The organism is Actinophytocola sp. (assembly GCF_035634895.1).
Classification (GTDB): Bacteria; Actinomycetota; Actinomycetes; order Mycobacteriales; family Pseudonocardiaceae; genus Actinophytocola.
The window spans coordinates 51,110-69,508 of sequence record NZ_DASQCC010000100.1 but is presented as its reverse complement, the minus strand read 5'-3'; the positions used below and the strand labels follow the sequence as shown (position 1 = coordinate 69,508).

Genomic DNA, 18,399 nt, shown 5'->3' with positions numbered 1-18,399 from the left:
GAGCGGATGACGGGAATCGAACCCGCGTTCTCAGCTTGGGAAGCTGATGTTCTACCATTGAACTACATCCGCAGAGCGCTGGTGAGCTTACATGGTGGGGGCTCGCTAGGGTGAGCGGGTGTTGTTGAGCGACGGTGACCTGCGCAAGGAACTCGCCTCGGGGCGGCTTCGGGTCGAGCCCCTGGATGAGGCCATGATCCAGCCCTCGAGTATCGACGTGCGGCTTGATCGGTTCTTCCGGGTGTTCAACAACACCAAGTACACCCACATCGACCCCAGGCAGCGGCAGGACGACCTCACCACGCTGGTCGAGACCACCGACGACGAGCCCTTCGTCCTCCATCCCGGGGAGTTCGTGCTCGGGTCGACCTTCGAGGGGGTCGACCTTCCCGACGATCTTGCCGGGCGGCTCGAGGGGAAGTCCTCGCTCGGCCGGCTCGGGCTGCTCACGCACTCGACCGCCGGGTTCATCGATCCGGGGTTCGAGGGGCACATCACCCTCGAGCTCTCGAACGTCGCCAACCTGCCCATCACGCTCTGGCCGGGCATGAAGATCGGTCAGCTCTGTCTCTTCCGGCTCACCAGCGCGGCCGAGAACCCATACGGGTCACAGCAAGCCGGCTCCCGTTACCAGGGGCAGCGTGGGCCCACCCCCTCACGGGCGTACCTCAACTTCCACCGCGTCGACACGCGCCGCTGACTCGCCCGCGACCGGTGTCAGCACCGCCCCCGCCGCGGGAAACACCGCCGCCAGCAGCAGTGCCACGGGGTAGCCGAACGCGATGATCAACGTGCTGAACAGTGGTGCCGCGGCCATCGCCGCGACGTTCTGGCCGGTGTTCTGCACGCCCAGGGCCCGGCCGGCCCAGAACGGGCCCGCCAGCTCCGCCGTCGCGGTGAAGCCCAGGCCGTTGTCGGTCACCGTCACTACCAATGCCGTTACCAGTGCGGCCACCGCCAGCCACGAGTCCAGTGCGTCTCCCACCGCCCACGACACCATCGAGGCCAGGGCGAACACCGCTATCAGCCGCATCGGGCGCATTCGGCTCTCGGCGCGGTCCGACCACACCCCGGCCAGGATGCGGCCGCCGGCGCCCACCACCTGTACCACCGCCACGAGCTGACCCGCCGCGATCGGGCTCCACCCGCGGGACGACACCAGGTACGTCACCGCGAACGTCGCCGACACGAACTGTGGGATCACCAGCATCGCGCTCGCCGCGTGCAGGCGCACCAGCGTGGTCGCCGATGGGCCGGTGTACGGGGACGTCGCCGCCGCCACGGTCCGGGGTGGGCGTGGTGGGTCCACCACCACGAACCACACCAGCACCGCCGACATCAGGCACAGCACCGCCGGTAGTGCCACGGCCGTCGCGAAGCCGTGAGCGGCGGCCAGCGGGGGCAGGGAAGCGGCCGCGATGCCGACCCCCACCGGTTGGGCGGTCTGCCGGATTCCCATCGCCAGCCCACGTTCGCGGGCGCTGAACCAACCCAGCACCACCCGTCCGCTCGCCGCGTTCACCGACGCCGCGCACGCCCCCGCCAGCAACAGCCCGGCCCCGAACAACACGAAACCCGGCAGCGCCAGGCTTGCCAGCAACAGCACACCGGTCAGCGCCAGGCCGATCGTCATCACCGTGCGTTCGCCGAAACGGTCGGCCGCCGCGCCCCACGCGATCAGTGCCCCCAGCAGCCCCAGCAGCGGCGCCGAGATCAGCAGGCTTGCCGTCGTCAGCGACAGGCCGTGGTCCGCCTCCAGTGCCGGGATCAGGAACGGCAGCCCGTACAGAAAACTGCACGTCGTCGCCTGCGCGATCAGTCCAACAGTGAGGATGAACCAGCGTCGCATGCCTGCACAGTAACTCCCGGCTCCTGAATGTTGGGAACGTCTTCCCATTCGATGAGAACCGCGGTGAGGGTGGCCCCAGGGATGGGTCGGGGGTGTCCCGGATGTCTGCGTACTCCCGTGCGCCATAGCGTCGAGGCCACAGGAAACCTGAGCAGAGGGGGATCAATGCGGATCAGGCACGTGCTGGCCGGAGCCACCGTCGTGGCCGGCGGTCTGTTGCTGACGGCGTGCGACTGGGACAGGACCACCACCTTCAGCGACAGCGAGTCGCTCTCCGGCCCGGTCAGCGAGGTGCGGTTCGCCAACGACTCCGGGGACGTCAAGATCACCGTCGGCGACACCTTCGAGGTTCACCGGACCGTCCGCTACCACAACGACAAACCGGGCAAGACCTACCACATGGACGGCCGCGCGCTGGTCCTCGAGAACTGCCCGGACCGCAACTGCGGGGTCAGCTACGAGGTCACCGTGCCGAAGGGCACCCAGGTCAGTGGTCACGTCGACTCGGGTGACGTCGAACTCACCGGCGTCGCCCACGTGAACGTCGAGGCCGAGTCCGGCAACATCACCGTCCGGGACGTCGACGGCGCGGTGAACGCCAAGACCCAGTCCGGCGACGTCGACCTGTCGGCCATCGGGGGTAACGTCGTGGCGGGTGCCGAGTCAGGCAACGTCACTGTCGGTCTGACCTCGGCAAACGCCGTCACCGCGACCACCTCGAGTGGCAACGTGGACGTGACGGTGCCGAAGGCCGGCTACCAGGTCGACATCCAGACCGACCAGGACGACAGCGACGGCGCCGACGTCGTCAACGACATCGGCGACGGCACCACCGGTCCCAAGATCAGCCTGCGGACCGACAGCGGCAGCGTGACATTGAAGCCCGCGTAGGGAACACAGCGCCCCGGTCGTTCGTTGTGCCGGTCAGGAAGGTTGAGTGTCAGGGGCTCAAGTCTGGTTTGACGAGTGATCGAGGTCGACGGCAGACTTGAGTGGGAGCCACTCAACCCACACAGGAGCAGAAAGCAGGAGGAAACCAAATGGCGCGAGCGGTCGGAATCGACCTGGGGACGACCAACTCCGTCGTCGCTGTCCTCGAGGGCGGTGAGCCGACGGTGATCGCCAACTCCGAGGGTTCTCGGACGACACCGTCCATCGTCGCCTTCGCCAAGAACGGCGAGGTGCTGACTGGTCAGCCCGCGAAGAACCAGGCCGTGACCAACGTGGACCGTACGGTCCGCTCGGTCAAGCGGCACATGGGCACCGACTGGCAGACGGTGATCGACGACAAGAAGTACAGCCCGCAGGAGATCAGCGCGCGTGTGCTGATGAAGCTCAAGCGGGACGCCGAGGCCTACCTCGGCGAGCCGATCACCGACGCGGTCATCACCGTCCCGGCGTACTTCGAGGACGCCCAGCGGCAGGCCACCAAGGAGGCCGGGCAGATCGCCGGCCTGAACGTGCTGCGGATCGTGAACGAGCCGACCGCGGCCGCGCTGGCCTACGGCCTGGACAAGGGCGAGAAGGAGCAGACCATCCTCGTTTTCGACCTCGGTGGTGGCACGTTCGACGTGTCGCTGCTGGAGATCGGCGAGGGCGTGGTCGAGGTCCGTGCGACGTCCGGTGACAACCACCTCGGCGGCGACGACTGGGACCAGCGGATCGTCGACTGGCTGGTCGACAAGTTCAAGCAGTCCGCGGGCATCGACCTCACCAAGGACAAGATGGCGCTCCAGCGCATCCGGGAGGCCGCGGAGAAGGCGAAGATCGAGCTGTCCAGCTCGAACAGCGCGAACATCAACCTGCCCTACATCACGGTCGACTCGGACAAGAACCCGCTGTTCCTGGACGAGACGCTGTCGCGTGCCGAGTTCCAGCGGATCACCAGCGACCTGCTGGACCGCACCCGTGCCCCGTTCAACAACGTGATCAAGGACGCCGGCATCAAGGTCGGCGACATCGACCACGTCGTGCTCGTGGGCGGCTCGACCCGTATGCCGGCCGTGTCCGACCTGGTCAAGGAGCTGACCGGCGGCCAGGAGCCGAACAAGGGCGTGAACCCGGACGAGGTCGTCGCGATCGGTGCGGCGCTGCAGGCCGGTGTGTTGCGCGGTGAGGTCAAGGACGTCCTGCTGCTGGACGTGACCCCGTTGTCGCTGGGCATCGAGACCAAGGGCGGCGTGTTCACCAAGCTGATCGAGCGCAACACGACCATCCCGACCAAGCGTTCGGAGATCTTCTCCACCGCGGACGACGGCCAGACCACGGTCGGCATCCAGGTCTTCCAGGGTGAGCGTGAGATCGCGGTGCACAACAAGAAGCTGGGCACCTTCGACCTCACCGGCATCCCGCCGGCACCGCGTGGCGTGCCGCAGATCGAGGTCACCTTCGACATCGACGCGAACGGCATCGTGCACGTCAGCGCGAAGGACCTCGGCACCGGCAAGGAACAGTCGATGACCATCACCGGCGGCTCGGCGCTGCCGAAGGAGGACATCGACCGCATGGTCAAGGACGCGGAGGCGCACGCCGAGGAGGACAAGGCGCGCCGCGAGGAGGCCGAGACCCGCAACCAGGCCGAGACGCTCGTCTACCAGACGGAGAAGTTCGTCAAGGACAACGACGAGAAGATCCCGGCCGAGGTCAAGGACAAGGTCAACGCCGCCATCAAGGACGCGCAGGAGTCGCTGAAGGGCACCGACGTCGCGGCCATCAAGACCGCGATGGAGACGCTCGCGACCGAGTCGCAGGCCATGGGCTCCGCGATCTACGCGCAGAGCGGTGCGACGCAGTCCCAGGACGCGGGCGCCGGCGCCACCGGTGGTGAGCAGGCGTCGAGCTCCGCGGGCGCCGAGGAAGTCGTGGACGCCGAGATCGTCGACGAGGACAAGAAGTGAGTTCGTCCAAGCCTGACGGCGACGACGCAGGCAACGGAGAGGAGCCGCGCGTAGTGGTGCGTGATCGGCGGCGCATCGATCCGGAGACAGGCGAGATCCGGCCACCGGCCCCGGAGACGGGGCTCGGTGCGCCGGAGCCCGATCTGGCCTCGGTGCCCGAGGAAGCGGTGATCGAGGCGGTCCCGAGCCAGGAAGCCGAGTTGAAGGCCCAGCTGGACGAGCGGACCGCCGACCTACAGCGGCTGCAGGCGGAGTACGCCAACTACCGCAAGCGTGTCGACCGCGACCGCGAGGTCGTGGTCAACACCGCGAAGGCGTCGGTGGCGACCGAGTTGCTGTCCGTGCTCGACGACATCGACCGGGCGGCACAGCACGGCGACCTGACCGGTGCGTTCAAGGCGGTGGCGGACAAGCTCGGCGCCACGCTGGAGCGCACGGGGCTGGAGGCGTTCGGGCACGAGGGCGAGGAGTTCGACCCCGCCGTGCACGAGGCCGTCCAGCACGACACGTCGCCGGACGTCACGGGCCCGACGGTGACCGCGGTGCTACGCCGCGGCTACCGCTTCGGCGACCGGGTGGTGCGGGCCGCGCTCGTCGCGGTCACCGACCACGAGCCGGCGCCGGTGGTGGTCGAGGAGGCCGCCGACGAGGAGCCGTCGATGCCCTCGAAGGACTGGTACGACCCCAACAATCCCGATGGCGCGGCTGACAAGGACTGAGCAGGGAGGAGGGGACGTCCGGTGAGTGCTAGGGACTGGATAGACAAGGACTTCTACCGCGAGTTGGGCGTCTCGTCCGACGCGAGCGAGGCCGAGATCAAGAAGGCGTACCGGAAGCTCGCACGTGAGCTGCACCCGGACGCCAACCCGGGCAACACCCAGGCGGAGGCGCGGTTCAAGTCCGTGTCGGAGGCCTACGGCGTGCTCGGCGACCAGGAGAAGCGCAAGCAGTACGACGAGGCCCGCCGGCTCTTCGGCTCCGGCGGGTTCCGTCCCGGCGGCTTCGGTGGTTTCGGTGGGGGCAGCGGCAGCGGCAGCGGCGGCGGAGGTTTCGACTTCAGCGACCTGTTCGCCGGGCAGCAGCAGCCCGGCGGCGCCGCCGCCGGTGGCGGGATCAGCGACCTGCTCGGCAACCTGTTCGGTCGCCGCGGCAGCGCCCAGACGGCGGCCAACCGGCCGCGGCGGGGCGCCGACGTGGAGACCGAGGTCCGCATCGACTTCGTGGAGGCGGTGAAGGGCGCGACCGTCCCGTTGCGCCTTTCCAGCCCGAGCACCTGCGACACCTGCAAGGGTTCCGGCGCCAAGCCGGGCACCACGCCCCGCACGTGTCCCACGTGTGCGGGCGCCGGTCTGGTCAGCCGCTCGCAGGGCGCGTTCGCGTTCAGCGAGCCGTGCCGCGACTGCCGTGGGACGGGCCGGATCGTCGACGACCCGTGTCCGGAGTGCGGCGGCGACGGGGTGAGCACGAAGTCCCGGACCCTGACCGTCCGGATCCCCGCGGGCGTCGACGACGACCAACGGATCCGGCTGGCCGGCCAGGGTGAGCCGGGCAACGGTGGTGGCCACGCCGGCGACCTGTACGTCCGCGTGCACGTGACCCCGCACGCGGTGTTCGGCCGATCGGGCAACGATCTGACACTGAAGGTGCCCGTGACCTTCTCCGAGCTGGCGCTCGGCACCACACTCGAGGTGCCGACGCTGGACGGCAAGGTGACGTTGCGCGTGCCGCAGGGCACGTCCAGCGGGCGGGTACTTCGCGTGCGTGGCAAGGGAATCGTCCGTCGCGACGGCCAGACCGGTGACCTGCTGGTGACACTGCAGGTGGCGGTCCCGGCCAAGCTCGACGACTCCGCGAAGGCCGCGCTGGAGGCGTACGCCGCCGCGACCGGCGGACAGGACCCCCGGCCCGAGCTGACCGCGATGCTGGAGAAACGGAGCTAGGCGATGAAGGGCGTTCCGTTCCCCCCGGGGGCCGACGAGGACACACCGGTCTTCGTCATCTCGGTGGCGGCCGAGCTGTCCGGCCTGCACGCCCAGACCCTGCGCGGCTACGACCGCATGGGCCTGGTGTCCCCGGGCCGGACCTCGGGCGGTGGCCGCCGGTACTCGATGCGGGACATCGCCCTCCTGCGCGAGGTCCAGCGGCTCTCCCAGGAACAGGGCGTCAACCTCGCGGGGATCAAACGCATCATCGAACTGGAACGTGAGGTCGACGCGCTGCGCGAGCGCCTTGTCGAACTGACGGAAGAACTGGCCGCGGTCCATGCCGCGGCGGAACAGGCCGCGGCGGCCATCCACCGGTCCTATCGGAACGAGCTGGTGCCGATCTCCCGGCAGACGGCCCTGGTGGTCTGGAAACCCCGCAAGAGATAGCAAAGCGAGCCCCGACACCGCGCCGGTCCATCCGGGACGGCGCCGGTGGGGGCTCGCTTTCGCATGTGGACGCAGGGCTCCGTGAGGAGGTGCCTCATCAGCTCCAGTTCGCGGGTCGTTCGCTGGTCGGACCAGGACGGGTTGGCCGGGTTGCTGGCCGCCTACCACCTGCGGACCGAGGCCGAGAAGGGCAACGTCGTCACCGGCGTGCACGAGCTGCCGGCCCGGTACCGGGCAGAGGTCCTGGATCCGCGGGCCGCGTTCGCCCGGGACGCTGTCCTGGTGGCACTCGACGACCACACCGCCGTCGGCTGTGTGGTGGTCACGGCCGCGGTCGGTGGTCGAGTGGAGATCAAGCGACTGTGGACGGACCCCGCGTGCCGAGGCCGGGGCGTCGCCACCAGCCTGCTCCGCGCCGCCCTCGCGCATGCCGGCCGATGCACGGTGCGGCTCTCGGTGTGGGACTGGCGTGCCGGGGCCGTCGCACTCTACGAGCGGTTCGGCTTCGCAGTCGTGGAGCCGTGGGACGAGCGGGACCGGCTGGTGTGTATGGAGCGAGTGGTCAGTCCACTGTGAACGGGTCGTAGACGATGCGGTCCAGGGCCGTGCCCGCCACCAGCATCCTCGACACCGTCGACCTGACCATGCCCGGTGAGCCCGAGACCAGGACGTCGTGATCCGCCCACGCCCCATAGCGGGTCACCGCGTCGGCCAGGGTGCCCTGTTCCATGTTGGGCCGTGCCTCCGCCTCCAGGACCGGCACGACCCGCAGCCACGGGTTGCTCGCCGCCATCGCCTGGAGGTTCTCCAGGTCGTACAGGTCGGCCCGGGTGCGGCCGCCGAAGAACAGCGTGACGTTCGGGTTCTCGCCCCACTGGGACAGGTGGTCGATGATCGCGCGCATCGGGGCCACGCCGGTGCCGCCGGCGACCATCAGGATGTCGCGGCCGGACTCCCTGTTCACCGCCAGGCGTCCCATCGGCGGCCCGATTCGCCACACGTCGCCGATCTCCCCGTGGCCCACCACCGCCCGTGACACCCAGCCGCCGTCGACGGTGCGGATGTGGAACTCCAGCAGGCCGTCCTCGCGGGGGGCCGTCGCCGGGGTGAAGTAACGCCACATGCGCGGGCGTTGGGGCACCTCGACGCTCACGTACTGGCCCGGCTGGTAGGGCACCGCGTAGTCCGGTTGGACCCGGACCACGGCGAGGTCCCTGGCCAGGCGGTGCCGCTCCACGACCATGCCGTTCCACCACGAGGGGCCGTTCTCGGAGTTGGCCGCCTCCAGCATGGCCCGCGCCATGATCGTGTAGGCCTCCGCCCACGCGCGCTCGACGTCCTCGGTCCACGCGGGACGGGCGTAGGCCTTGACGGACGACAGCAGGGCCATCCCCACGGCCTCGTAGTGCTCGGTGATCACGCCGAACTTGCGGTGGTCACGCCCGAGCTGCCGCAGGAACGGCATGAGGTCGTCCGGGCGATCCACCATCTGCACGATGTGGACGAGGGCACGTAACAGACGCGAACGCTGAACCTCCATGTTCACGGGAAACATCTCGCGGGTCACGGGCGCGATGCTGAACAAGGTGGCGTAGAAAAGCTCGGCCACCTTGTCGGCGTACGGCTCCGCGACCGCGAAGCTCTCGCGTACCAGGCGCACCATGGTCGCTACGGGACCCTCGGTCGTCGCAGGACCGTCCTGGCTCGGTAATGGGCTCACAACGGCGTTGGCTGTCATGGTCGGGACACAGTCCACCTCTCGGCGTACGGGGAAGACGCCCCGCCACCGTGGTCGTCGTCCGTCCCCGACACCAGGACCCTAGACGGAAACTCCCCGGTTGTCCGCCCTCCTGACACTTTCGTGTGAGGGACCACTACGCAAAGTCGTCCCCTTCGGACGATCGGGCGACCCGTTCGGCGACAGGCCGGGGGCGGGTCTCGCATTCACCTCGCCGTTATGAAAACGTGTCCGACGTGCGTCCTGATCTGGTGACTCCCACCGGTGTAGCCGACGCGGCCCTGCACAGCCTCGAGTTCGCCGAACCATCCGCCGAACCCGCACCGCAGCCCGCTGCCCCTGCACACATACCCGCAGTAGACCCGCCGACCATCGAATTTCACCCGTTCGGCGGAGTCTCCACCCTTCCTGGCTGTGACGGCGAGCGTCTCCTCCAGCAGACCTACGGCACCGCCGAGCGGGCCGAGCGTTTCTACCGCGACCAGGTGCTCGACCACCTCAACCCGGAGATGGCCGAGTTCGTCGAGCGCATGGAGATGGCCTTCATCAGCACCGCGGACGCCGGAGGCGAGTGCGACTCCAGCTTTCGTGCCGGGCCGCCCGGCTTCCTGCACGTCCTCGACCCGAAGCGGATCGCCTACCCGGAGTACCGCGGCAACGGCGTCCTCGCGAGCCTCGGCAACATCAGCGAGAACCCGCACGTCGCCGTCCTGATGATCGACTTCGTACGGGACCTGATCGGCCTGCACGTCAACGGCCGGGCGAGCATCATCGACGACCGCGAGCTGCGTGCCGAGCACCCCGCGCTGCCCAAGGCGCAGGACCGTGGCCGCACCCCCGAACGCTGGGTGGTCGTGCACGTGGAGGAGACTTACGTGCACTGCCGCAAGCACATCCCGCGCCTGGAACCCGTCCCCCGCGAACGCGACTGGGGCACGGACGACATGAAGCGCAAGGGCGCCGACTACTTCGGTGTGCGTGCTCGCCAGACCGCCGGTCACTCACTACTGGGCTGACCATTCACTCGATCGGCGGTAGCACTTTCGTTGATCGTTCTGACAGAACGCTGTCAGAACGCATCTTGCACACAGCCTGTGGATAGGCACCTGGGGATTGTGGACAACCAGGTGCCTGCTGTGGACAACCCTGCTAGGACATGTGGGTGAGAGCGAACCCGAGCATCGTGACCTTGCGCTAGTCCAAGACGAAGTCGGACTTGAGCGGAACACACTCAACTTTGCTGACGTTGTGCATAGTGAGTACGAGCACGCACACGAGGGGACCCATGGACGCCTTCAACCCGACGACGAAGACACAGCAGGCCATCTCGGCCGCCGCGCAGGCCGCGACCGTGGCCGGCAACCCGGACGTCAAGGCGGTGCACCTGCTCGGCGCGCTGCTCGCGCAGGGCGACGGACTGACCGCGCCCCTGCTGTCGGCCGTCGGGGCCGACCCGAACGTCGTCCGCAAGGAGCTCGACCAGCTCGCCAACTCCCTGCCGTCGGCGACCGGGTCGACCGTGTCGGCGCCGCAGCTCGACACCGACGCCCTGCGCTCGGTCACGCACGCCCAGAAGCTCGCCACCGAGATGGGTGACGAGTTCGTCTCCACCGAGCACCTCCTGGTCGGCCTCGCCGCCGCCGGCGGCCCCGTCGCCCAGCTGCTGAACCGTCACGGCGCGACGCCGGACGCGCTGCGCGAGGCCTTCGCCAAGGTCCGCGGCTCGGCCCGGGTCACGAGCCCGGACCCGGAGTCGACCTACAAGGCACTGGAGAAGTACGGCCTCGACCTGACCGAGCGGGCCCGCAAGGGCGAGCTCGACCCCGTCATCGGCCGCGACGCGGAGATCCGCCGGGTCGTGCAGGTGCTGTCCCGGCGGACCAAGAACAACCCGGTCCTCATCGGCGAGCCCGGCGTCGGCAAGACCGCCATCGTCGAGGGGCTAGCGCAGCGGATCGTGGCCGGCGACGTGCCGCAGTCCCTGCTCGGCAAGCGCGTGGTCGCGCTCGACCTCGGCGCGATGGTCGCCGGCGCCAAGTTCCGCGGCGAGTTCGAGGAGCGGCTCAAGGCGGTCCTCAAGGAGATCACCGAGTCGGCCGGCCAGGTCATCACGTTCATCGACGAGCTGCACACCATCGTCGGTGCGGGCGCGACAGGCGAGGGCGCGATGGACGCCGGCAACATGATCAAGCCGATGCTGGCCCGCGGTGAGCTGCGGATGGTCGGCGCCACCACGCTCGACGAGTACCGCCAGCACATCGAGAAGGACGCCGCGCTGGAGCGCCGGTTCCAGCAGGTGCTGGTCGGCGAGCCGTCCGTCGAGGACACCGTCGCGATCCTGCGCGGCCTCAAGGAGCGGTACGAGGTGCACCACGGTGTGCGGATCACCGACTCCTCGCTGGTCGCCGCGTCCACGCTCTCCGACCGGTACATCACCGCGCGCTTCCTGCCGGACAAGGCCATCGACCTGGTCGACGAGGCCGCGTCCCGGCTGCGCATGGAGATCGACTCCCGGCCCGTCGAGATCGACGAGGTCGAGCGGGCCGTCCGGCGCCTGGAGATCGAGGAGATGGCGCTCGAGAAGGAGGACGACCCCGCGTCGAAGCAGCGGCTCGCCGCCCTGCGTGCCGAGCTGGCCGAGAAGCAGGAGGCGCTCACCGCGCTGACCGCCCGCTGGCAGAACGAGAAGGGCGTCATCGAGAACGTCCGCGACCTCAAGGAGCAGCTGGAACAGCTGCGGGGCGAGTCGGAGCGGGCCGAGCGCGACGGCGACCTGGGCCGGGCCGCCGAGCTGCGGTACGGCCGTATTCCGGCGCTGGAGAAGGACCTGGAGACCGCCACCGCCACCGCCGAGCGGGCCGAGGAGAAGGCCATGCTCAAGGAGGAGGTCGGCCCCGACGACGTCGCCGACGTGGTCTCGGCGTGGACCGGCATCCCGGCCGGCCGGCTGCTGGAGGGTGAGACCGCCAAGCTGCTGCGCATGGAGGACGCGCTTGCCCAGCGGGTCGTCGGCCAGGAAGAGGCCGTGCGTGCGGTGTCCGACGCGGTCCGCCGGGCTCGTGCCGGCGTCGCCGACCCGGACCGCCCGACCGGCTCGTTCCTGTTCCTCGGCCCGACCGGCGTCGGCAAGACCGAGCTGGCCAAGGCGCTCGCCGAGTTCCTGTTCGACGACGAGCGGGCCATGGTCCGCATCGACATGTCCGAGTACTCGGAGAAGCACTCGGTCGCGCGGCTGGTCGGCGCCCCGCCCGGGTACGTCGGCTACGACCAGGGCGGCCAGCTGACCGAGTCCGTGCGGCGGCGCCCGTACACGGTGGTGCTGCTGGACGAGGTCGAGAAGGCGCACCCGGACGTGTTCGACGTGCTGCTGCAGGTTCTCGACGACGGCAGGCTGACCGACGGCCAGGGCCGCACGGTCGACTTCCGCAACACGATCCTGGTGCTGACGTCGAACCTCGGCTCGCAGGCCATCGCCGACGTGAACCTCGACGAGCAGGGTCGCAAGGACGCCGTGCTCTCGGTGGTGCAGCGCCACTTCAAGCCGGAGTTCCTCAACCGGCTCGACGACGTGGTGGTGTTCCACGCGCTGGCGACCGAGGAGCTGACCCAGATCGTCGACATCCAGATCGGCGCCCTTGGCCGCCGCCTCGCCGCCCGCCGGCTCACGCTCGACGTGCGCCCCGGAGCCCGCGAATGGCTGGCACTCAACGGGTTCGACCCGCTGTACGGCGCCCGCCCACTGCGCAGGCTGGTCTCCTCGGCCATCGGCGACCAACTGGCCAAGGCCCTCCTGTCGGGCGAGATCGGCGACGGCGACACGGTCCGCGTAGACGTACTCCCGGACAACTCGGCCCTGATAGTCGGCCGCGCCCTATAACCCCGCGAGTCCCGCGTTCAAACACAGCGAGTCCCGCGTGCACACACCCCGAGTTGCGGTTTCGTGCACATCCCGAAACCGCGACTCGAAGATGGCACAAACGAAAGCGGCGCCCTCCCCCTGTGGAGTGGCGCCGCTTTCGTTTACCCCCGGTGCTGGCCCTGCCCCGCTCCGCCCGACGGTTCGGGCCGGTAACCGACGACCTCCCTCGCCGCGCCGCTCGGTCCAGAAGCCGGCGGCCCGCTCACCGGCGGCCCGTGACCTCCGGACAATCGGGCGGCGTCGAGGCCCGCGCGAACATGACCTCCGGGTAGTCGGCGGACGGCCGCGACATCAGCGGCGCCGGCCTGCCCCGCAGGTGCTGGTCGAAGAACGCCCGGACGTACGCCGCCGTGATGGCCTGGCCGCGGGCCGCCGGCGTGGGCGCGCCGAAGTCGAGGCCGAGCTGTTCACCCACCAACCCGAGGTCGGTGAACGACGAATGCACCACGCCGGCCACGGTGAGCCAGCGTTTCCAGCCGGTCAGCCGCTGCCAGTCGCGGTCCCAGCTGTCGGACTCGACCCCGGTGCCGGGGGTGTACAGGTTCTGCCGGCCCATGAACATGAACGGCCGGGACAGCCCGGGCGCGGCCAGCGGAACGTCCGTGGTGCCGTCGATGTCGATCCCCGCCCTGACCCGCGGGTCGGCCACCATCGTGGTGATGGTGCTCGAGCCACCGACCGAGTGGCCCGCCATGCCGATTCGGTGCGGGTCGATGAGCCTGGCCCACCTCGAGTGCGTCAGCTCGTCGAGCACGAACGACACGTCCGCGGCCCGGCCCTGCGTCAGCTTCCGCCAGAAGGCCAGGTTGTAGCTGCCGCAGGCCTCGCACCCGGTGACGCGGCCGTCCGGGAACGTGGTGGCCACGTTCTCGTAGGTGTGGTCGACCAGCACGACCACGTAACCGTGGCTCGCCAGGTCCTCGGACAGCGAGGTCAGCTCGGCACGCGACCGCTTGAAGCCGGGTGACAGGACGACGACGGGCAGGTGGTGCCCGACCGGTCGTGCGTCGACCACGGCGTCGGTCCTGACGGTCGTCATCACGGTCGGGTCGATGTCGGTGAGACCGGCCTCCTCGAACAGGGCCGCTGCCTCCGCCTCCGACATGAACTGCTTCTTCGGTCCGTCGGAAGAGGCGGTCGGGTAGAAGAGGGAGGCCATCAGCTCCCGGTAGGGCACTGTCGGCACCCACGGGTCCGGCCGCGAGGTGTCCTTGAAGTACAGGGACGTGGTGCCCACCGGCCGGTCGCCGGTCGGCCTGGCCAGCGCGAGCGCGGAGTCCGCCGAGGCGGGCGCCGTCCCCATGGCGAGGGTCAGTGCGGCGGCCACGATGCCGCCGATGGTCGTTGTCTTCCTCATCCGATGAAGGTCACTTCCGGGTAGGACGGCGACGGTGCGGCCATCAGGGGCTGGTGCTGGCAACGCAGGTTCTGGTCGAAGAAGGCCCTGAGATAGGCCCGGGTGATGTCGACGGCGCGGAACGCGTCGATGGAGTTGCCGATGTCGACGCCCAGCTGTGCGGCGAGCGGGCCGAGGTCGCCGAACGACGCGTGCGCCGTGCCCGACACCATGATCCAGCGCTTCCACCCGTACAGGTGCTGCCAGTCCGTCTCCCAGTCGTCGTAGGGACCCATCTGACCCGGGACGTACTCGTCCATGCTGCCCATGAACATGAACGGCCTGGACAGCCCGGCGGCGGGCAGCGTGACGTGCTGGGAACCGTCGACGTCGGCCCCGGCGCGGATCCGGGGGTCGGCGAGCATCGCGTGCGTGGTCTCCGCGCCACCGGCGGAGTGGCCGGTCATGCCGATCCGTGACGGGTCGATGAGCGAGCCGCCGCGCCACTTCGAATGCCGGCTGAGCAGCTCGTCGAGCACGAACGACGTGTCCGCGGTCCGGACCGCGTAGAACTTCGGCCAGAACGTGGCCTCGTCGTCGTCGAACGCGCAGGCGGCGCACTCGGTGACGTGGCCGTCCGGGAAGGTCTGGGCGCGGTTCTCGTAGGTGTGGTCGATCACCGCCACGGCGTACCCGTGGCTCGCCAGGTCCTCGGCCCAGGTGGTGAGCGTGGCGCGAGGTTGGGTCCAGCCGGGAGAGAGCACCACCAGCGGCAGGCTGTGCGGCCGGCCGACCGGTCTCGCGTCGACGACGGCGTTCGTCCGGACCGTGCTGAAGACGTCGAGCGGCAGGCCGGGGATGTTCTGCCGCGCGAGGTTCAGCTCCGACTCCCTCGGTGTCATGTACTGCTTCTTCGGCCCGTTGGCCGAGTTCGTCGGGTAGAAGACCGAGACCATCAGCTCCCGGTAGGGCACGGCCGGCACCCACGGGTCGGGCCGGGAGGTGTCCTTCAGCCAGAGCGAGGTGACGCCGACCGGCTGGTGCCCGGTCGGGACGGGTAGGTACGGCGCGGTCGTGTCCGCGGCGGCGGGCGCGGCGGTCAGGACGGCGGCGGTCAGTGCGGTGGCAACCGCGAGAGCACGCATGATTCCCCCTGTGGAATCTCAGGAAAGGTGGCGGAGTCGCCGGAAGCAGAGCCAGGTGAGCAGCGCGGAGAACGCGAGGTAGATGGCGAGCTCGAGCCACTGCAGCGGCCAGAAGCGGTAGCCGGGCTGGTAGGTGATCCGCTGGTGGTAACCGCGTTCGCCCAGCTTGGCGAGGCACGCCCGCATGTCTCCCGGTTCCGGCGGGCCGGGCTGGGCGTTCTGCGGGTTGCGACCCGGTGTCGGCATGCAGTTCTGTACGAAGTCGGGCAGCGGGGTGACCACGTTGCCCGCCGGGTCCACGGTCTCGTCGGCCAGCACCCAGGCGCCGGTCGGCTCGCGCACGATGATCGCTTCGACCAGGCCCGTGTTGTCCCCGTGCGCCCCCAGGATCGAGTCGCTCTCGATCGCGACCGTCTGTTCCAGCGGGGGCAGGAGGTACGGGCGAACCAGGAACGGGACCGCCAGGAACACGCCGACGAGGGCGAGAAGGGTGACGCCCATGGCGAGCACGGTGCGGCGCAGCAGCATCCCGACCGCGACGCCGAGGACGAACGCGAACGCCGCGTAGCCGATCGGCGCGATGCCGCGGGCGGAGAACACCACCGGCGACAACCAGTTCAGCATCCCCCGTTCCGTCTGCTGGTTCGCCAGCGCGTCGATGGGGCTCGCCCACCAGGTGACCGCCAGGCTCAGCAGCCCGGACGCCACCATGCCGGCCAGCACGCCGACGCCGAGCTTGGTCGCGAGCCACCGGCCGCGGGTGATGGTCTGGTTCCAGATCAGGCTGTGCGTGCCGGTCTCCAGCTCGCGCGTGATCATGGGCACGCCCCAGAACACGCCGATGACCGCCGGCAGCAGGTACATCAGGAGGATGGTCGCGCTGTAGAGGAAGTCCGAGTCGGAGAAGTCCGTCCTGCCGACCAGGTCGGGGCCGGTGATCGCGAGTACCACGCCGATCACGGCCAGGCCCGCGAACACCGACACCGCGGGGACGCGGAACTGGCGCCAGGTCAACCAGGTCATCGGAGCACCTCCAGGGCGGGACGGACGGTGGCCGGGTTGCTCATGTACTCGAGGACGACGTCCTCCAGGTTGAGCTGGGCGACCGTCCAGGCGGGGTCGAGGATCGGCGCCTCGGTGCGGACCAGCACGGTGGTCTGCCGGTCGGTGTGCTTCGCCGAGATGACGTGCTGGTTCGACGGCAGCGTGTCGAGGTCGCGGCGGGGACCGGTCAGCCGGTGGTGCGTGGCGATCAGCTCCTCGATGTCACCCGCGATCCGCACCTGCGAGTCCACCAGCACGATCAGCTGGTCACAGACCCGTTCGAGGTCGTTGACCAGGTGGGAGGACAGCACGACGGACAGCCCGTCCTCGGCCACCGCCGCCATGAGGTCGGACAGGAACTCCCGGCGCGCGAGCGGGTCCAGCGCGGCGACCGGCTCGTCGAGCAGCAGCAGCTCGGGCCGCTTGGCGATCCCCATCGTGAGTGCCAGCTGGGCACGCTGGCCACCGGACAGCTTGCCGGCGTGCTGCCTGGGATCCAGCCCGAGCCGCTCGATCCGCCCGGTGGCGAGCGCGGCGTCCCAGTTCGGGTTGAGGTGCGCGCCGAGCCGCAGGTGGTCCTCGATGGACAGGCTCGCGTAGACCGGCGTGTTCTGTGCGACGTAGCCGACCTTGGCCAGTTGCTCCGGACCGCTGCCGGGCACGCCGCCGCACACCTCGATCGTGCCGGCGCTCGGCTCGAGCATGCCGGACGCGATGTTCAGCAGCGTCGACTTGCCGGCGCCGTTGGGACCGACGAGCCCGGTGACGTGCCCGGGCTCGATCTCGAGCGTGCAGTCCGTCAACGCCCATTTGCGCTTGTACTTCTTGCCCAGCCCCTGGGCACGCAGGACGGTCACGCTATTTCCTCTCTTGTGGAGTCGCGAAACGTGGACATCAGCAGGGCCTCGATGCTCTCCTCGTCGAGGCCGGCCTTGCGCGCCTTCGTGAGCCAGCGCCGCAGCTCCTGCCGCAGCGGGCCGATGGCGGCGAACGAGCCGCCGTTGAGGGTCGCGGTCACGAACGTCCCGACTCCCGGCCGAGCGCCGACGAGCCCGTCGTGCTCCAGCTCGCGGTAGGCCTTCAGCACGGTGTTCGGGTTGATGGCGAGGCTCGCCACCACGTCCTTCACCTTCGGGAGCTGGTCGCCCTCGTTGAGCAGCCCGAGCCGCAGGGCATGCCGGACCTGCTGGACGAGCTGCTGGTACGGCGACAGGCCCGACTTGGCGTCCAGGAAGAACTCGATCAAGATTCACCTCCATTTATCTAGCTAACTAGCACTATAGGACTACGGCACAAGTGTCCGCCACAACGGGTGACACGGGGGCGGTGATCTTCGCTCTGACGTCGCGATGACTACGCTGTGCGGCGTGGGCATACCGGCATGGGTGTGGTTCGTCGTGGCGATCGTCGCCGGGCTGGCCGGCGCCGGCTTGTTGCTGCGTGACCGCGCCCGCCTGACCTCGCGAAACAGGGAACGCCGGCACTGGGCCGCGCTGCGCGGCTGGGCGTACGCCGACACCGACCACCTGCTGCCCGCGCAGTGGGAGGGCGGTGCGATCGCGTTCCACGGCGGCGGGGTGGCACGTGACGCGGTCGCCGGGTCGACGTTCACCGCGGACGGCCGGCGCAAGGTGTACGTGTTCGACCTCGAGACGAACGGCCGGATCACCACGGTGATCACGGCGGTGCAGTGCCGCCGGGTGCATCCCGCGACCATCGAGCTGTGGCTGCCGAGCGCGCCGTTCCAGCGGGACACCATGCCCGAGCTGCTCGGTCCGGTCGGCCAGCGGTACGCGTTCGTCTCCGACATCTCCGCGGCGCGCGGCCTGATCACGCCGGACCTGGTGGACGCCACCGAGGAGATCGGCGCGGACATCCCGGTCGCGTGGATCGAGGCCGGCTGGGTGCTGGCGAGCGTCGCACCGCACGCGTCGCCGTCCCGGCTGGAGCGGCTGCTGCGGGGCATCGGCGAGATCGCGGACGTGATCGATCCCTTCGACGCCGAGATCGACCCCGTCGGCGAGTCCGAGCGGCCGACCGGCAGACACGGCGAACGCCAGGACTAGGGCCAGGTCGCGACCCGCACCCGAAAATTCGTG

17 protein-coding genes and 1 tRNA gene are annotated in these 18,399 nt (G+C 69.5%); 10 read left to right on the top strand and 8 right to left on the bottom strand.

What is annotated here, in order from left to right:
* Position 1: 1 nt before the first annotated feature.
* Positions 2–72 (bottom strand) — tRNA-Gly (locus tag VET29_RS14025).
* 46 nt (positions 73–118) lie between these two features.
* Here VET29_RS14025 and dcd point away from each other — a divergent pair.
* Positions 119–700 carry a dCTP deaminase gene (gene dcd / locus VET29_RS14020; protein ID WP_324919953.1) on the top strand — a complete coding sequence of 194 codons (582 nt, stop codon included), beginning with the start codon at positions 119–121 and terminating at the stop codon, positions 698–700.
* Here the strand turns inward: dcd and VET29_RS14015 are convergent.
* Positions 656–1,849 (bottom strand): MFS transporter, encoded by a 1,194-nt coding sequence (locus VET29_RS14015; RefSeq protein ID WP_324919951.1) that lies wholly within the window; start codon positions 1,847–1,849, stop codon positions 656–658. The genes dcd and VET29_RS14015 overlap by 45 nt on opposite strands.
* Positions 1,850–2,014: 165 nt before the next feature.
* Between VET29_RS14015 and VET29_RS14010 the strand changes: the two genes are divergently transcribed.
* The 6 genes from VET29_RS14010 (at position 2,015) to VET29_RS13985 (ending at position 7,694) form a co-directional block, all read left to right on the top strand.
* On the top strand, positions 2,015–2,740 hold the full coding sequence (locus tag VET29_RS14010; RefSeq protein WP_324919949.1) for a DUF4097 family beta strand repeat-containing protein: 726 nt from the start codon (positions 2,015–2,017) through the stop codon (positions 2,738–2,740).
* Between the two features lie 149 nt (positions 2,741–2,889).
* A complete protein-coding gene (gene dnaK / locus VET29_RS14005) occupies positions 2,890–4,746 on the top strand; it encodes a molecular chaperone DnaK (protein WP_324919947.1) in 1,857 nt (618 codons plus the stop codon).
* Entirely contained in the window at positions 4,743–5,465 is a 723-nt protein-coding gene (gene grpE, locus VET29_RS14000) for a nucleotide exchange factor GrpE (protein ID WP_324919945.1), read from the top strand. Before dnaK ends, grpE begins: the two co-directional genes overlap by 4 nt.
* 21 nt (positions 5,466–5,486) lie before the next feature.
* Entirely contained in the window at positions 5,487–6,686 is a 1,200-nt protein-coding gene (gene dnaJ, locus VET29_RS13995) for a molecular chaperone DnaJ (RefSeq protein WP_324919943.1), read from the top strand.
* A gap of 3 nt (positions 6,687–6,689) precedes the next feature.
* Positions 6,690–7,118, top strand: coding sequence for a heat shock protein transcriptional repressor HspR (locus tag VET29_RS13990; protein ID WP_324919942.1), 429 nt, complete (start codon positions 6,690–6,692; stop codon positions 7,116–7,118).
* A gap of 81 nt (positions 7,119–7,199) precedes the next feature.
* Positions 7,200–7,694 carry a GNAT family N-acetyltransferase gene (locus VET29_RS13985; protein WP_324919941.1) on the top strand — a complete coding sequence of 165 codons (495 nt, stop codon included), beginning with the start codon at positions 7,200–7,202 and terminating at the stop codon, positions 7,692–7,694.
* Here the strand turns inward: VET29_RS13985 and VET29_RS13980 are convergent.
* Positions 7,681–8,781 carry an FAD-binding oxidoreductase gene (locus VET29_RS13980; protein WP_324919940.1) on the bottom strand — a complete coding sequence of 367 codons (1,101 nt, stop codon included), beginning with the start codon at positions 8,779–8,781 and terminating at the stop codon, positions 7,681–7,683. The genes VET29_RS13985 and VET29_RS13980 overlap by 14 nt on opposite strands.
* A 311-nt stretch (positions 8,782–9,092) precedes the next feature.
* On the opposite strand from VET29_RS13980, the gene VET29_RS13975 reads away from it, so the two are divergent.
* Both VET29_RS13975 and clpB read left to right on the top strand, forming a co-directional pair.
* Entirely contained in the window at positions 9,093–9,872 is a 780-nt protein-coding gene (locus VET29_RS13975) for a pyridoxamine 5'-phosphate oxidase family protein (RefSeq protein ID WP_324919939.1), read from the top strand.
* A gap of 269 nt (positions 9,873–10,141) precedes the next feature.
* Positions 10,142–12,733 carry an ATP-dependent chaperone ClpB gene (gene clpB / locus VET29_RS13970; protein ID WP_324919938.1) on the top strand — a complete coding sequence of 864 codons (2,592 nt, stop codon included), beginning with the start codon at positions 10,142–10,144 and terminating at the stop codon, positions 12,731–12,733.
* Positions 12,734–12,977: 244 nt separating this feature from the next.
* Here clpB and VET29_RS13965 read toward each other — a convergent pair whose 3' ends face one another.
* The 5 genes from VET29_RS13965 to VET29_RS13945 are packed head-to-tail and all read right to left on the bottom strand — an operon-like array spanning position 12,978 to position 17,546.
* On the bottom strand, positions 12,978–14,132 hold the full coding sequence (locus VET29_RS13965) for an alpha/beta hydrolase (RefSeq protein ID WP_324919937.1): 1,155 nt from the start codon (positions 14,130–14,132) through the stop codon (positions 12,978–12,980).
* The gene (locus VET29_RS13960) at positions 14,129–15,256 is read right to left on the bottom strand and encodes an alpha/beta hydrolase (protein WP_324919936.1); all 1,128 of its coding nucleotides are present in this window, start codon (positions 15,254–15,256) and stop codon (positions 14,129–14,131) included. The genes VET29_RS13965 and VET29_RS13960 overlap by 4 nt, the downstream gene beginning before the upstream one ends.
* Positions 15,257–15,274: 18 nt before the next feature.
* Positions 15,275–16,279 carry a transporter gene (locus tag VET29_RS13955; protein WP_324919934.1) on the bottom strand — a complete coding sequence of 335 codons (1,005 nt, stop codon included), beginning with the start codon at positions 16,277–16,279 and terminating at the stop codon, positions 15,275–15,277.
* Positions 16,276–17,157: an ABC transporter ATP-binding protein gene (locus VET29_RS13950; RefSeq protein WP_324919932.1), complete on the bottom strand. Its 882-nt coding sequence runs from the start codon at positions 17,155–17,157 to the stop codon at positions 16,276–16,278. Before VET29_RS13950 ends, VET29_RS13955 begins: the two co-directional genes overlap by 4 nt.
* Positions 17,154–17,546 (bottom strand): GntR family transcriptional regulator, encoded by a 393-nt coding sequence (locus VET29_RS13945; protein WP_324919930.1) that lies wholly within the window; start codon positions 17,544–17,546, stop codon positions 17,154–17,156. Before VET29_RS13945 ends, VET29_RS13950 begins: the two co-directional genes overlap by 4 nt.
* A gap of 121 nt (positions 17,547–17,667) precedes the next feature.
* Here VET29_RS13945 and VET29_RS13940 point away from each other — a divergent pair, with 121 nt between their 5' ends.
* Entirely contained in the window at positions 17,668–18,366 is a 699-nt protein-coding gene (locus tag VET29_RS13940; RefSeq protein ID WP_324919928.1) for a hypothetical protein, read from the top strand.
* Positions 18,367–18,399 lie beyond the last annotated feature (33 nt).

What these genes read in the sequence shown, in the direction of transcription:
- clpB (WP_324919938.1), top strand. Translation starts at nt 10,142, where the DNA reads ATGGACGCCTTCAACCCGACGACGAAGACACAGCAGGCCATCTCGGCC.
- VET29_RS13980 (WP_324919940.1), bottom strand. Translation starts at nt 8,781, where the DNA reads ATGGTGCGCCTGGTACGCGAGAGCTTCGCGGTCGCGGAGCCGTACGCC.
- VET29_RS14015 (WP_324919951.1), bottom strand. Translation starts at nt 1,849, where the DNA reads ATGCGACGCTGGTTCATCCTCACTGTTGGACTGATCGCGCAGGCGACG.
- VET29_RS14010 (WP_324919949.1), top strand. Translation starts at nt 2,015, where the DNA reads ATGCGGATCAGGCACGTGCTGGCCGGAGCCACCGTCGTGGCCGGCGGT.
- VET29_RS13955 (WP_324919934.1), bottom strand. Translation starts at nt 16,279, where the DNA reads ATGACCTGGTTGACCTGGCGCCAGTTCCGCGTCCCCGCGGTGTCGGTG.
- VET29_RS13960 (WP_324919936.1), bottom strand. Translation starts at nt 15,256, where the DNA reads ATGCGTGCTCTCGCGGTTGCCACCGCACTGACCGCCGCCGTCCTGACC.
- VET29_RS13965 (WP_324919937.1), bottom strand. Translation starts at nt 14,132, where the DNA reads ATGAGGAAGACAACGACCATCGGCGGCATCGTGGCCGCCGCACTGACC.
- dnaK (WP_324919947.1), top strand. Translation starts at nt 2,890, where the DNA reads ATGGCGCGAGCGGTCGGAATCGACCTGGGGACGACCAACTCCGTCGTC.
- VET29_RS13990 (WP_324919942.1), top strand. Translation starts at nt 6,690, where the DNA reads ATGAAGGGCGTTCCGTTCCCCCCGGGGGCCGACGAGGACACACCGGTC.